Here is a 13,714-nt window from a genome sequence, read left to right as displayed (position 1 = left end):
TATCCTATGGGTCCATTTACCTGCCAAGGAGACCTCGGGACAATGCCTGTCTTACAAGAAGTAGCCGCAAAAAATTTCCCCCCTGTGTTCAAATTCACCTCCGCTTGTGCGCTAGCACTTTCTCTGTTCAGCAACCCGGTTAATGCGGCCAATGTGCTGCTAAAAAACGGCGATCGCCTGAGCGGTGAAGTCATCAAACTGAGTGACAACATTCTCACCCTCAAGTCGCCATTGTTTGGTGAAGTCCAGTTGCCCTGGAAGCAGGTGCTTGAATTGCAGTCTGACGAAGGTGTCACGGTCAAGCTCAAGGATGGCAGTACAGCCAAGGGCAAGGTGACTTTAAGCCAGCAAGGCGAGCTGATCATTGATCAGGGCGATCTGGGTCGCTCAAGGCCCCTTCAAAGGGCAGACATCGCGATGTTTAACCCGCCCGTGGTAGATAACTCGGTGAAATACACGGGCAGGGCGAATTTGGGTGGTGTGTTCAATCGAGGCAATTCTGAAGACGATGCCTTGAATTTTGACGCCGAGCTGATCGCCCGGACACCCGAGAGCAGGTACACCGTGGCGGCGGAGGTGAATGAGGCCGAGTCCGCAGGTGTTACTACCACGTCAAACCGTTATCTACTGACGCAGTACGATGCCTTTTTAAGCGAAAAGGATTACCTGTTTGTGAATGCCAAAGGCGAGCAGGACGAACTTGCCGATTTGAATTTGAGAACTTCGCTGGGCGCAGGTTACGGTTATCAGTTTTTTGAAACCGAACTTGCCAAATTGTCGACTGAATATGGTTTGGCTTACGTGAATGAAGACTACATTGTTGCGCCTGACGAGTCTTTCCCTTCCCTAAGCCTTGGCTTGAATTATGAGCGCAAATTCTGGGACAAGCGCTTGGTGTTTTTCAACAACAATGACTTGTCGATCAGTCTTGAAGACACAGCCGATGCGTTGTTTAAGACCAAAATTGGTTTGCGTGTTCCCATTGTTGAAAACGTGAACGTGGCCACACAGTTGAATGTGGACTACGACAACATGCCACCACCCGGCGTGAAGAAAACCGACAGTAGTCTGATTTTCAGCGTGGGCTATGGTTTCTAGGTGAATTTTTTGGCGAATTTGTGTTGCAAACACCAGTGGCAATGCAAATTCGCAAAGCGCCTGGGAAATTCGAATTTAAAGCCGGGAAAGTGCTGTACACTGCGTTTGAACGCATAGAGAAGAAACTGCTGGTGCCCAGGAGAGGACTCGAACCTCCACAGTGTTACCACCACTAGGACCTGAACCTAGCGCGTCTACCAATTCCGCCACCTGGGCACAGGTGCGAGCCGTGAATTCTAATGAAATAAATAAATTTGTCAATGCATAAAACAGAAATAAAAATTCCAAGTCGTGAAGACATCCTGGCTGTACTGCGCCAAGCGCAAGCCCCCTTAACCCGCGAACAGGTTTTTGAGCACCTCAAACTCACTGAAGACCAAATTCCCATAATTGAAAAACGCCTGAACGCCATGGAGCGTGATGGCCAATTAATGCCCAACAGAAAAGGCATGTTGTTGCTTTCTACCAAACTTGATTTTGTAGCAGGCCGTGTGGCGGGCCACCGTGACGGCTTTGGTTTTCTGGTTCGCGACGATCGCGGGCCAGACGCCTTCCTTTCACCGCGTGAGATGCAAAAGGTGTTGCACGGCGACCGCGTGTTGGTGCGCATCACCGGCACGGACCACCGTGGCAAGCCAGAAGGCACAATTGTCGAAGTGACAGAACGCAAAACCAACCGCCTGGTTGGGCGATTGGTGTCTGAACGTGGCATTTTGCTGGTGATCCCTGAAGACCAGCGAATCAAGCACGACATTCTGGTGTCGCCCAAAGACGTGGGCAATGCCACACCGGGCAAAGTGGTTACGGTTGAAATTATCGAGCAACCCACACGCCATTCCCAGCCAATCGGCAAAGTGGCCGAGGTACTGGGCGAGCTGGACGACCCCGGCATGGAAATCGAAATTGCCGTGCGTAAATTCGATGTGCCGCATGAATTCAATTTGATGACCATGAATCAGGCGGAAAGCATTCCAAATGAGGTTGAACACAAAGACCTGAAAGGCCGTGTGGATTTGCGCGACGTGCCATTCGTGACCATTGACGGTGAGGATGCCCGCGACTTCGATGATGCCGTGTACTGCACCCCGTCTAGCGACACCAAGGGTGGCTGGCGTTTGCTGGTGGCGATTGCTGATGTAAGCCATTATGTGTTGCCTGGCACCCCCATCGATCAAGAGGCCACCAAGCGTGGTACCTCCGTGTATTTCCCGCGCCGGGTCATTCCCATGTTGCCCGAGAAGTTGTCGAACGGTTTGTGTTCGCTGAACCCTGGCGTGGACCGCTTGGTGCTGGTGTGCGACATGATCATCGGCCCCAAAGGCGCAATCAAGGCTTACCAGTTTTACAACGCGGTGATCCACTCTGCGGCCCGCTTAACCTACAACCAGGTGTGGGACGCACTGACTGATCCGCAAAGCATGGCTGCCAAGGCCATGGGCCATGTGTATGGCGACATTGAAAACCTGTACACCTTGTTCAAGGTGCTGTTTGAGTCGCGCCAGCGCCGTGGGGCCATGGAAATTGACACAGTCGAAACGCAGGTGATGCTCGACCCCGATGGCAAGATCGACAAAATTGTACCCAAACGCCGCAACGATGCGCACCGCTTGATTGAAGAGTGCATGTTGGCTGCCAATGTGTGCGCTGCTGATTTCCTGGAGCGCAGCAAACACCCAAGCTTGTACCGCGTGCACGAAGGGCCAACAGTTGAGAAACTGCAAAATTTGCGTGCCTTTTTGCGCTCAGTGGGTTTGACGCTGGACGGCGGCGATGATCCCACCAGTATCGATTACGCCAACCTCATGAAAAAAATTCAGGGCCGCCCTGATCAGGCTTTGTTGCAAACCATGATGCTGCGCTCGATGCAGCAGGCCATTTACACACCGCACAACAGTGGCCACTTTGGCTTGGCTTACCCGGCTTATGCACACTTTACGTCGCCCATTCGCCGTTATCCCGATTTGATGGTTCACCGAAGCATCAAGGCCTTGTTGGCTGGCAAGCGTTATGTGCCACTGCCGCTGGATGAGCGTGAGTTCGAAGATTTCGACCCCAAACGCCGGGTGGACAAGGCCGAGGAGATTGCCCGTTGGGATCAATCCGGCAACTGGTTTTCATCCACTGAGCGACGTGCAGACGAGGCTTCTCGTGATGTGATGTCGTGGCTGAAGTGCTTCTTCATGAAAGAGCGCGTCGGTGATACCTTCCAGGGCCATGTGTCGGGCGTGACCAGCTTTGGTTTGTTCATTACGCTGGATGCCTTGTATGTGGAGGGTTTGGTGCATGTGTCTGAACTGGGTACCGAGTATTTCCAGTACAGCGACAGCCTGCATGAATTGCGAGGCGAGCGCAGTGGTATTCGCTACCGCCTGACCGATCCAATCAATGTGCAGGTGTCCAGAGTTGACCTGGATGCACGCCGAATTGAATTCCGCCTGGTGCAGGGCGTGAAGTTTGAAAGCCTGATGCGTGACCCTGGTTCAGCCAAGCCAAGTGGCAAAGCAGGCAATCGGCCCCAGCGTCAGCAAGGCCGCCGTACCAACACCTCGCAACTGCAGCAAGCTGTTCAAGACGCAGGCAAAACCGCCCCTGTGTTGCCACCTGAAGAAGGTGCCTCCACACGTGGTGTGAACAAGAAGCGGGCTGCCGATGAATCGCGCAGCAAGGCGGCTGCCGAGAAAAAACGCAAGGAAGAAATTCAAAAAGCCAAGCGTGTCAGCCGTACCAAGCCTGCCACTGGGTCTAAAATGCGCACTGCAGCGAAAAAACCTAGATAAGCGGAGCGACTCAATTGGCCATTTTGTATGGTTTTCATGCCGTGTCAGCCCGGGTTAAAACAGCCCCGGCCAGCGTGGAAGAGGTGTTGGTAGACCAACACCGCAAAGACAAGCGCATGCAGCAATTCATCGACAAGGTGAAAGCTGCTGGCGTGAAAGTAAGTGCCGCCGATTCCGATCGTCTGGAAAAAGCTGCAGGTCACAAACAGCACCAAGGCGTGGTTGCATTTGCCAAAGAATTGGTGAAAAGCAACGACCTGTTCGAAATCATTGACACCCACGGCAAAAATACTTTGTTGTTGGTGCTGGATGGCGTGACCGACCCCCACAACCTGGGTGCTTGCCTGCGCAGTGCCGATGCAGCTGGTGTGCATGCTGTGGTATTGCCCAAAGACAAATCGGTGGGCATTACGCCGGTGGTGTCCAAAGTGGCCTGCGGTGCGGCTGAAACAATCCCTGTAATTACAGTCACGAACTTGGCCCGAACGTTGGAAGAAATTCAGGACGCCGGCGTGTGGTGTATCGGCACGGCTGGTGAGGCCACAGATACCCTGTACGATGCCGATTTGAATGGCCCTATTGCATGGGTACTGGGTGCTGAAGGCGATGGCATGCGCCGCCTGACCCGTGAAAAATGCGACCAGTTGGTGCAAATCCCGATGATAGGCAGTGTTGAAAGCCTGAACGTGTCGGTGGCCAGTTCGGTTTGCCTGTTTGAAACCCTTCGTCAACGTCAATTCTCAAAATAAGAAACCTCGAAGCACCGCATGGAACAACTTACCCTGGATGCAACGCCTCCTTCTGGCGACGATTCTGAAACGATTACCCTTGGCCTGTATGCCGAGCGCGCTTACCTGGATTACGCCATTTCTGTGGTGAAGGGCAGGGCGCTGCCCGAGTGCGCAGACGGACAAAAGCCTGTGCAGCGCCGCATTCTGTACGCCATGAATGAAATGGGCTTGGGCAACAACGCCAAGCCTGTGAAATCGGCCCGTGTGGTCGGTGATGTGCTGGGTAAGTACCACCCGCATGGTGACCAGGCCGCCTATGATGCGCTGGTGCGCATGGCGCAAAACTTCACCTTGCGTTACCCATTAATTGACGGTCAGGGCAACTTTGGTAGCCGCGACGGCGACGGCGCAGCCGCGATGCGATACACCGAGGCCCGCTTAACGCCAATCGCCAAGCTGCTACTCGATGAAGTGGACATGGGCACCGTCGATTTCATTCCGAACTACGATGGCAGTTTTCAGGAACCCAAGCTGTTGCCAGCGCGCTTGCCTTTCGTGCTGTTGAATGGCGCTTCTGGCATTGCAGTGGGCATGGCCACTGACATTCCGCCGCACAACATTCGGGAAGTGGCGGCGGCAACCATCCACCTGATCAAGCATCCGAATGCTGATTTGGACACCATCATGGGTCATTTGCCGGCGCCCGATTTCCCGGGTGGTGCGCAAATTATTTCGCCCGCCAGCGCGATGAAAGAGATTTACGCGGGTGGCCGGGGTTCAATCAAGGTACGTGCCCGTTGGGACATTGAAGAAATGGCCCGTGGCCAGTGGCAGTTGGTGGTGAAAGAACTGCCACCCAACACCAGCACTGCCAAAGTGCTGGAAGAAATTGAAGAGTTGACCAACCCCAAGGTAAAGGCTGGCAAGAAGGGGCTGAGTACTGAGCAGCAAAACCTGAAGGCACAGGTTTTGGCCATGCTGGATGCCGTGCGGGATGAGTCGGGCAAGGAAAACGCGGTGCGTTTGGTGTTCGAGCCCAAAAGCCGCAATGTGTCGGTTGAGGAGTTTTCCAACCTGCTGTTAAGCCACACCAGCCTTGAAACCAACACCTCGATCAACCTGGTGAGCATCGACAATGCCGGCCGCCCGGGCCAGCGTGGTTTGATTGCCATGTTGCTGGACTGGATTGAATTCCGCAAAGTGTGCGTAACCCGCCGCAGCCAGCACCGCTTGGCGCAGGTGAATGACCGAATTCACGTGCTGGAAGGCCGCCTGATCGCTTGGTTGAACATTGATGAAGTGATCAAGGTGATTCGTGAAAGCGATGAGCCCAAGCCCGCGTTGATCGAGGCGTTCAAGCTGAGTGATCGCCAGGCCGAAGACATTCTTGAAATTCGACTGCGTCAGTTGGCTCGCCTTGAAAAAATCAAGATTGAGCAGGAGTTGGCCAAACTGGGCGAAGAGAAAGCCGATTTGGAAGCCTTGTTGGCCGACGAAGGCAAACTGAAAACCCGAATTATTGGTGAAATTCGCAAAGACACCGACACCTATGGCGACGACCGCCGCACCCTGATTGAAGAAGCCGAGAAAGCCAGCGTGGAAGTGAAAGTGGTGGAAGAGCCTACCACGGTGATTGTTTCCCAGAAATTCTGGATTCGAAACCGCCAGGGCCACGGCCACGACGCCGCCCAATTCACCTTCAAGGTGGGCGATGCGCTGTATGCTTCGTTCGAATGCAAAACCACCGACATCACTTATTTGTTCGGTGCCGGCAATGCGCTGGGCAAGGTGTTCAGCGTGCCGGTTTCAGCCTGGCCGGGCGGCAGGGGCGATGGCATTCCTGCCCAAAGCCTGGTGGAGTTGAATGGGGGTACGCTGAGCCATGCGCTTGCGGCACCTGCTACCCAGCCAGTGTTCCTGGCTTGCAGTGCGGCCTACGGCTTTGTGGCCACTGCTGGCAATATGGAAAGCCGCATGAAGGCCGGCAAGCAGTTTATCAGCCTGAACCCAGGCGAGAAGTTGTTGCAACCTGTGTTGTTGCAGCCCACAGACGACCGCGTGGCCGTATTGGCTGAAAGCGGGCGATTCCACGTATTCATGCTTGAGGAGTTGAAACAGCTTTCCGGCGGAGGGCGTGGTGTGCAGTTGTTGCCTCTGGATGACAAAGATTCCTTGGTGGCGGCTGTTGCTTTTGGCCCTGCTGACAGCCTGGTGGTTGCTGGCACAGGCCGTGGCGGCAAAGACCGCGAGGAGGTTTTGAAACCTGGCTTGCTGGCCGAGCGCCTGGGCAAGCGTGGTCGAAAAGGCAGGGAGCTCGACATCAAGTTCAAGGCGGATACCTTGCGCAAGGCCAGTTAAAAAAAGCCCTTCGGGGCTTTTTTTTCGTCTTGAAATTTTAAACTTTACCCCCATATCCCCCGCATCCAAACCAAGAAGATGAAGGGAGCAAATAACATGGGTGCAATGAAGGAAACAATGGGTTTTCAAACAGAGGTGAAGCAACTTCTGCATTTGATGATTCATTCGCTGTATTCCAACAAGGAAATTTTTCTGCGCGAGCTGGTATCCAATGCCTCGGACGCTTGCGACAAACTGCGCTTCGAAGCCATCAATAACGCGGGGCTGTTTGAAAACGACAGCGAACTTAAAATCCGCGTGAGCTTTGACAAAGAAGCCCGCACCATCACGATTGAAGACAATGGCATTGGCTTAAGCCGGGAAGACGCAATCGAGCACCTAGGTACCATCGCAAAAAGTGGCACCAAGGAATTTTTCGGCAAGTTGAGCGGCGATCAGCAAAAAGACGCGGCCTTGATTGGCCAGTTTGGCGTGGGTTTTTATTCAGCTTTTATTGTGGCCGACAAGGTAACTGTGCGTTCACGCAAGGCGGGTTTGCCAGCAGCCGAGGGCGTGGAATGGGAATCCAAAGGCGATGGCGAATTCAGCGTGGAAGCCATTGAGAAAGCAGACCGTGGAACCCAGATTATTCTGCACCTGAAAGCCGATGAGGACGAGCTGCTTTCTGGCTGGAAATTGAAGAGCATCCTGACCAAATATTCCGACCACATTTCCTTGCCCATTCAAATGCTGAAAGAGGAATGGGACGAAGAAGCCGGAGGCATGAAGGCCACAGGCGAATGGGAAAACGTGAACAAGGCCAATGCCTTGTGGGCCCGTTCAAAAAGTGACATCACTGCCGAGCAATACAACGAGTTTTACAAAACCATCAGCTTCGACTTTGCTGACCCGCTGGCCTACACCCACAATCGTGTTGAGGGTGGCCGGTCTGAATACACTTCGCTGTTGTACATTCCAGCCAAAGCGCCCTACGACCTGTGGGATCGCAACCAGCAAAAAGGCATCAAACTGTATGTAAAGCGCGTGTTCATCATGGACGATGCCGAGCAGTTAATGCCCCCTTACATGCGTTTTGTGAAAGGCGTGATTGATTCTTCTGACCTGCCATTGAACGTGTCGCGTGAAATTTTGCAGGAAAGCCGCGATGTGAAAGCCATTCGTGAAGGTTCTGTCAAAAAAGTGCTCGGCCTGCTGGAAGACATGGCTGCGAACGAGGCAGAGAAGTACGCGAATTTCTGGACAGAGTTTGGCCAGGTGCTGAAAGAAGGCATGGGCGATGACCCAGCCAACAAGGAACGCATCGCCAAGTTGCTGCGGTTTGCAAGCACTCAAAGTGAAGGCGAAGCGCAAACTGTCTCATTGGCTGATTACGTGGGCCGCATGAAAGAAGGGCAGGACAAGATTTACTACGTGACTGCCGACACCTATGCCGCTGCCAAGTACAGCCCGCACCTGGAAGTGTTCAAGAAGAAGGGTGTGGAAGTGCTGCTGCTGAGCGACCGCGTGGACGAATGGATGCTTTCCTATCTGCAAGAATTTGAGGGTAAGGAGTTGCAAAGCTGCGCGAAAGGCGGTCTTGACCTGGGTGCCCTTGAAGATGAAAAAGACAAGGAAACCAAGAAGAAGGTTGAGGACGAGTTCAAGGATGTGCTGAAGAAGGTTGAAGACCTGCTGAAAGACCGCATCAAAGAGGCTCGTGTTACATTGCGTTTGACCGACAGCCCTGCATGTATAGTGGCCGACGAAACGGGCATGAGCGAGCATTTGAAGCGCATGCTGAAGCAGGCTGGGCAGAATGCACCCGATACAAAACCCATTCTTGAGCTAAACCCTGAACATCCTTTTGTTCAGCGCTTGAAAATTGAAAAAAATCACTTCGATGAATGGGTCAATGTGTTGTTTGATCAGGCGGTGCTGGCAGAAGGCGGGCAGCTGGAAGACCCGGCTGGTTTTGTTCGACGCTTGAACATGTTGCTGCTGACCGTCAAAGCCTGAGGCTGGCAATTATTAATGGCTGAGTGGCTGGGCTTGATCATTCAAAGCCCAGCCCAATCGGCTTTGCAGGGCGTTGGCCAAATAAAGCGATTGCTCAAAAAATCTTTGTACATATTTCAAGTCTGCATGCGTTAGCAGGGTTTCCTGCCAGCGCAACTGAAACTCGGACTTATCGCTGTCTTCCCACATGTAAACCGGCAAACGCACGCGTTCCATCAAGGCATTGAATTGTGTGCATTCTTTGCGAATTTCTTCAAGGTTGCTGTGTTCGTCTTGTTCCATGAGTCGGTGAATGCATGTGACTTCCATCAGCCCCTTGTCCGTTTCTTTGATTTCCAGCCATGCATTTGGCGAATTGGAAACCAGTTTGACTGAAGTTTGCTTCACTTTGTTGTCCTCGCGATAGGGGCATTTTTGTTGCCCGACCCAGTTGGCCAATGCGTTCAGTAAATCCTGGTTGTTCAGTGCAGTCATGTTTCAAGCCTTGAATTCAAAAAGAGGGCATTTGAATTGAGTGCCTGTGCCACTGAACTGGTTCCAATGCCAGCAACTACAAATGAAAAAGGCCACCCATTGCTGGGTGACCAAACAAATCCTGTAAACAGATGAGCGGGTTTACAGGCTAGAGGTGATCTGACCGTTCACAACTTTTACGCGGTCGCCAGACTGCCAGCTGGGTGGGCTGCTGAAGCTGAATACGTCTGAGCCGCCAGCGTCGTACTGAACAACCACGTCGTACTGTGTCGATGAATTGCGGTCTTTTTCGATTTTGTTACCCAATACTGCACCACCAACCACACCGGCTGCTGTGGCTACTTTCTTGCCGCTACCGCCGCCAATCTGGTTGCCCAGCAAGCCGCCTACGACGCCACCAGCCACAGCACCGATACCGGAGCCTTCACCTTGAATGGTACGTTGACGAATTTCAACAACCCGACCGCAGGTGCTGCATGTAGCGGCAGTTTGAACGGGTGCTGGCTTGGAGGCCACAGGCTTCGAAGCGGCTTTCTTGGCGGCCGCGGCTTCTTTGGCTTTTGCCTCTTCTTCCAGACGCGCTTCTTCTTCCATCTGGGCGATTTCTTGATCACTCATGTTGGCGTTACTGCTGGGCAGCAGGCCCGTCATGGAGGCAATTGCAATGCCCGCGGCCAAAATTACGGCGACAGCGGCAGTAATAATCAGGGGATGGGTACGTTTGGTTTCCATTTTCTTTCTCCACACGAAATGTGTTTGTGTTGCTAATAACGGGGAGGGTCAGAAAAAGGAATACAAGGATTACTTACTAAGGTATCGCATCGCAGTTTCAAGCCCGGCCACCGTGAGGGGGTGCATGCGGTGTTCCATAATATTTTGAATGATTTCAACGCTTTGGCGATATTGCCAAAGCCCTTCGGGTTCCGGATTGAGCCACACGGCTTTCGGAAAGCGATCAAGAAAACGACGCAACCACACTGCGCCAGCTTCCTTGTTGTTGTACTCGACCGAGCCACCCGGCTGGAGAATTTCATAGGGGCTCATGGTGGCGTCGCCCACGAATATCAGTCGATAGTCGCTGTTGTAGGTGCGCAGTATGTCGTGGGTCTGAAAGCGTTCACTGTGGCGGCGGTGGTTCTTTTTCCACAGAAAGTCGTAGACGCAGTTGTGGAAGTAGTAAAACTCAAGGTGTTTGAACTCGCTTTTGGCGGCGCTGAATAATTCTTCGGTGCGGCGAATGTGGTCGTCCATGGAACCGCCCACATCCAGCAGCATCAATACCTTCACCGAATTGTGCCGTTCAGGGCGCATTTTCAAATCCAGCCAGCCTGCATTGCGCGCCGTGGACTCAATGGTGTTGTCCAAATCCAGTTCTTCTTGTGCACCTTCGCGCGCGAACCGGCGCAACCGCCGAAGTGCTATTTTGATGTTGCGGGTACCGATTTCCAGTTCGTCGTCGTAATCCTGGTACAGGCGCTGATCCCACACTTTCACGGCACGGCGGTTGCGGCTCTCGTCTTGTCCAATCCGAACGCCTTCAGGATTGAAGCCGTTGTTACCGAAAGGCGAGGTGCCGCCCGAGCCAATCCACTTGCTGCCACCTTCGTGCCGTTCTTTTTGCTCTTTCAGCAGTTCTTTCAAGCGTTCCATCAGCTTGTCCAGCCCACCCATGGCTTCAATGGCTGCCATTTCTTCAGGTGTGAATTCGCGGTTGAATCGCTTTTCCAGCCAGTCTTTCGGCAACTGGGCGAACAAATCCATGTTCTTTTCCAGCCCTTTGAAATAGCTGCCAAACACTTGATCAAACCGATCGAAAAAGCGTTCATCTTTTACTAGCGTGAGGCGGGACAAATGGTAGAAGTTGTCCAGGCTTGGCGTCATGAACTGTGCCTTCATCCCTTCAAGCAGGGTGAGGTATTCCCGCACTGTGACGGGAATTTTGGCATCGCGAAGTTGAAAGAAAAAATCCAGTAACACAGCAAAAGCCTTTATCAGCGACCCTGGCGGGCCATGAACACCAAGCGGTTGAACAGTTCTACATCTTGCTCATTTTTAAGCAGGGTGCCGTGCATGGGCGGTATGGCTTCTTTGCCGTCTTTGGCTTGCAGTGCGCTGGCGGGAATGTCTTCAGCCAGCAGCAAGCGCAGCCAGTCGATCAGCTCGGATGTGGTGGGTTTTTTCTTCAAGCCGGGCAGGGCGCGAATGCCAAAAAAGCTGGCCATGGCCGCATCAAGCAGTTCTTTTTTCAGGTTCTTGAAGTGAACAGCCACGATGCTTTCCATGGTGGCCTTGTCAGGAAACTGAATGTAATGGAAGAAGCAGCGACGCAGGAATGCATCGGGCAACTCTTTCTCGTTGTTCGAAGTGATGATGACGATGGGGCGGTGCTTGGCCTTGATCAATTGCTTGGTTTCGTAGCAAAAGAATTCCATGCGATCGATTTCACGCAGCAAGTCGTTCGGGAATTCAATGTCGGCTTTGTCGATTTCGTCGATCAGCAGCACAACGGGCTTGTCGCTCTCGAATGCCTGCCAAAGCACGCCCTTTACGATGTAATTTGCAATGTCCTTGACACGTTCTTCACCCAGTTGCGAGTCTCGCAGTCGGCTCACCGCATCATACTCGTAAAGGCCCTGTTGGGCTTTGGTGGTTGATTTGATGTGCCACTGCATCAGTTCAAGCCCGAGTGAGGCCGCCACTTCTTCGGCCAGCAATGTTTTACCAGTACCGGGTTCACCCTTGATGAGCAAGGGACGCTGCAGTGTAATGGCTGCGTTCACAGCCAATTTGAGATCGTCGGTTGCGACGTAGGTTTTGCTACCTTCAAAACGCATTTTTGTAATTCCTTGTAATTCAATATCGCCAGTGTAAGGGCTTTTCAGGGCTTATTTGCTGAATTTTTCATCCAATTTGGCGCTTTCGGCAAGCTGTACATAGACTAAGCGGCAGATCGACCGTAAAATAGCAAGGTTTTTGCCCAGCGCCACCTCTTACACAAAATGGCGCGGCTGACCTCCAATTACATTTGTTGACGAGAGAGCGAGATGAAACGTATCGGTTTGACTGTTCGCGCAATGAGCGCTATCGGCCTGTTGGCTGCGGTGGCTTTTGCCACCCCCGCAATGGCTGTTGAAGGCAACGCCGAGGCAGCGGCATCGAAGAAGTCCATGTGCATCGGTTGCCATGGTATTCCCGGTTACAAAGCCAGCTTCCCCGAGGTGTACAACGTACCCTATATTGCCGGCCAGAATGCCAAGTACATTGAGGCAGCGCTGAACGCCTACAAAAAGGGCGATCGCAAGCACCCCACTATGCGCGGTATTGCTGAAACGCTAACCGAACAAGACATCGCTGACCTGGCCGCGTACTACGCGCAAGCCAAGTAAATAGCAAAAAGGACATCTCAATATGAAAACTACATTCGCTATCGCTGCAGCCTTGTTTGCCGCATCATTCTCAGTCCAGGCTGCTGACATTGCAGCAGGCAAGGCCAAGGCCGAAGCCCAGTGTGCGGCTTGCCACGCTGTTGAAGGCAACTGGAACAAGACCATGGACCCCTCATACCCCAAGCTGGCTGGTCAGCATGCAGACTATATCGCCAATACCTTGAAGCAGTACCAGAAGGGCGGCCGCAACAATGCGATCATGGCGGGAATGTCCGCGGGTCTAAGCCAGCAAGACATCAAGGACTTGTCCGCATTTTTTGCATCGCTTGAAGGCGATTTGTACTTGAAGAAGTAAATTGATTGTCAGTCTTGGTGGACTGAGCTTAATAAAAAACCCGCTTGAAGCCTTGTTGCTGAAGCGGGTTTTTTATGGTGAAAGCAGGGGTGAATCAAACCCCGCTGTGTTCCAGAATGCATTGAATGTAGTTCTCGCTGCTGAAAGCAACACCGTTTTTCTGTTGCTGATAAATTTGCTCGGCCAAACATTCAAACACCTGATGGGCCGCTTTGTGGTCATCGCCCATTTTTTCGCACAGTTTTGAGAAAGCAGCCCGAATGCCGGGTGGCTGATCGATACTGACCTGTTCAGCCACTGCCAAGTGCATGGACAAGTGCAGAAAAGGATTGCTTTGGCCCGCTTCCACCGAGAAGTCGGCCGCAAGAATCGATTCTGGTTCGGCATCAAAAATTTCAAAATACTCGGGGTGTTTGGTCATCCATTGCAGGGCAAGGCTTTCCGCTTCGCTCAATGGCTCTTCTTTGTGATATTTCTTCCAGCTGTTCAGGAAAAACAGTCGTGCTTGGTCTCGCGTGGGGTTGAACATAAAGAACTTAC

12 protein-coding genes and 1 tRNA gene are annotated in these 13,714 nt (G+C 52.7%); 7 read left to right on the top strand and 6 right to left on the bottom strand.

The features are described 5' to 3' along the window. Positions 1–42: 42 nt before the first annotated feature. Positions 43–1,098, top strand: coding sequence for a DUF481 domain-containing protein (locus tag FCS97_RS09255; protein ID WP_171035245.1), 1,056 nt, complete (start codon positions 43–45; stop codon positions 1,096–1,098). A gap of 129 nt (positions 1,099–1,227) precedes the next feature. On the opposite strand, the gene FCS97_RS09250 is transcribed toward FCS97_RS09255, so the two are convergent. Then, positions 1,228–1,314: transfer RNA gene (locus FCS97_RS09250), tRNA-Leu, on the bottom strand. A gap of 44 nt (positions 1,315–1,358) precedes the next feature. Here FCS97_RS09250 and rnr point away from each other — a divergent pair. The 4 genes from rnr (at position 1,359) to htpG (ending at position 8,959) form a co-directional block, all read left to right on the top strand. Further along, positions 1,359–3,875, top strand: a complete 2,517-nt coding sequence (rnr, locus tag FCS97_RS09245; RefSeq protein WP_138518146.1) for a ribonuclease R — start codon at positions 1,359–1,361, stop codon at positions 3,873–3,875. A gap of 14 nt (positions 3,876–3,889) precedes the next feature. Next, entirely contained in the window at positions 3,890–4,624 is a 735-nt protein-coding gene (gene rlmB, locus FCS97_RS09240; protein WP_008248701.1) for a 23S rRNA (guanosine(2251)-2'-O)-methyltransferase RlmB, read from the top strand. An 18-nt stretch (positions 4,625–4,642) separates the two neighbouring features. Further along, entirely contained in the window at positions 4,643–6,964 is a 2,322-nt protein-coding gene (gene parC, locus FCS97_RS09235; protein WP_138518145.1) for a DNA topoisomerase IV subunit A, read from the top strand. A 96-nt stretch (positions 6,965–7,060) separates the two neighbouring features. After that, a complete protein-coding gene (htpG, locus tag FCS97_RS09230; protein ID WP_138518144.1) occupies positions 7,061–8,959 on the top strand; it encodes a molecular chaperone HtpG in 1,899 nt (632 codons plus the stop codon). A 12-nt stretch (positions 8,960–8,971) separates the two neighbouring features. Here htpG and FCS97_RS09225 read toward each other — a convergent pair whose 3' ends face one another. The 4 genes from FCS97_RS09225 to FCS97_RS09210 all read right to left on the bottom strand — a co-directional run bounded on the left by FCS97_RS09225 (position 8,972) and on the right by FCS97_RS09210 (position 12,267). Next, entirely contained in the window at positions 8,972–9,433 is a 462-nt protein-coding gene (locus FCS97_RS09225) for a hypothetical protein (RefSeq protein ID WP_138518143.1), read from the bottom strand. Positions 9,434–9,574: 141 nt separating this feature from the next. Further along, positions 9,575–10,165 carry an outer membrane lipoprotein gene (locus FCS97_RS09220; RefSeq protein WP_138518142.1) on the bottom strand — a complete coding sequence of 197 codons (591 nt, stop codon included), beginning with the start codon at positions 10,163–10,165 and terminating at the stop codon, positions 9,575–9,577. A 69-nt stretch (positions 10,166–10,234) separates the two neighbouring features. Beyond that, the gene (locus FCS97_RS09215) at positions 10,235–11,410 is read right to left on the bottom strand and encodes a vWA domain-containing protein (RefSeq protein ID WP_138518141.1); all 1,176 of its coding nucleotides are present in this window, start codon (positions 11,408–11,410) and stop codon (positions 10,235–10,237) included. Positions 11,411–11,424: 14 nt separating this feature from the next. Beyond that, positions 11,425–12,267, bottom strand: coding sequence for an AAA family ATPase (locus FCS97_RS09210; protein ID WP_138518140.1), 843 nt, complete (start codon positions 12,265–12,267; stop codon positions 11,425–11,427). A 210-nt stretch (positions 12,268–12,477) separates the two neighbouring features. Here FCS97_RS09210 and FCS97_RS09205 point away from each other — a divergent pair, with 210 nt between their 5' ends. Both FCS97_RS09205 and FCS97_RS09200 read left to right on the top strand, forming a co-directional pair. Then, positions 12,478–12,819 (top strand): c-type cytochrome, encoded by a 342-nt coding sequence (locus FCS97_RS09205; RefSeq protein WP_138518139.1) that lies wholly within the window; start codon positions 12,478–12,480, stop codon positions 12,817–12,819. Between the two features lie 22 nt (positions 12,820–12,841). Then, positions 12,842–13,174, top strand: coding sequence for a c-type cytochrome (locus tag FCS97_RS09200; RefSeq protein WP_138518138.1), 333 nt, complete (start codon positions 12,842–12,844; stop codon positions 13,172–13,174). A 94-nt stretch (positions 13,175–13,268) separates the two neighbouring features. Here FCS97_RS09200 and FCS97_RS09195 read toward each other — a convergent pair whose 3' ends face one another. Next, positions 13,269–13,703 carry a DUF1841 family protein gene (locus FCS97_RS09195; RefSeq protein WP_138518137.1) on the bottom strand — a complete coding sequence of 145 codons (435 nt, stop codon included), beginning with the start codon at positions 13,701–13,703 and terminating at the stop codon, positions 13,269–13,271. Positions 13,704–13,714: the final 11 nt, after the last annotated feature.

It is taken from the genome of Limnobacter alexandrii (genome assembly GCF_005871185.1).
In the GTDB taxonomy this organism is placed as follows: Bacteria; Pseudomonadota; Gammaproteobacteria; order Burkholderiales; family Burkholderiaceae_B; genus Limnobacter; species Limnobacter alexandrii.
This window is presented reverse-complemented; position numbering and strand designations above follow the sequence as displayed.

What these genes read in the sequence shown, in the direction of transcription:
- FCS97_RS09210 (WP_138518140.1), bottom strand. Translation starts at nt 12,267, where the DNA reads ATGCGTTTTGAAGGTAGCAAAACCTACGTCGCAACCGACGATCTCAAA.
- FCS97_RS09220 (WP_138518142.1), bottom strand. Translation starts at nt 10,165, where the DNA reads ATGGAAACCAAACGTACCCATCCCCTGATTATTACTGCCGCTGTCGCC.
- htpG (WP_138518144.1), top strand. Translation starts at nt 7,061, where the DNA reads ATGGGTGCAATGAAGGAAACAATGGGTTTTCAAACAGAGGTGAAGCAA.
- rnr (WP_138518146.1), top strand. Translation starts at nt 1,359, where the DNA reads ATGCATAAAACAGAAATAAAAATTCCAAGTCGTGAAGACATCCTGGCT.
- parC (WP_138518145.1), top strand. Translation starts at nt 4,643, where the DNA reads ATGGAACAACTTACCCTGGATGCAACGCCTCCTTCTGGCGACGATTCT.
- FCS97_RS09225 (WP_138518143.1), bottom strand. Translation starts at nt 9,433, where the DNA reads ATGACTGCACTGAACAACCAGGATTTACTGAACGCATTGGCCAACTGG.
- FCS97_RS09255 (WP_171035245.1), top strand. Translation starts at nt 43, where the DNA reads ATGCCTGTCTTACAAGAAGTAGCCGCAAAAAATTTCCCCCCTGTGTTC.
- FCS97_RS09200 (WP_138518138.1), top strand. Translation starts at nt 12,842, where the DNA reads ATGAAAACTACATTCGCTATCGCTGCAGCCTTGTTTGCCGCATCATTC.
- FCS97_RS09195 (WP_138518137.1), bottom strand. Translation starts at nt 13,703, where the DNA reads ATGTTCAACCCCACGCGAGACCAAGCACGACTGTTTTTCCTGAACAGC.
- FCS97_RS09205 (WP_138518139.1), top strand. Translation starts at nt 12,478, where the DNA reads ATGAAACGTATCGGTTTGACTGTTCGCGCAATGAGCGCTATCGGCCTG.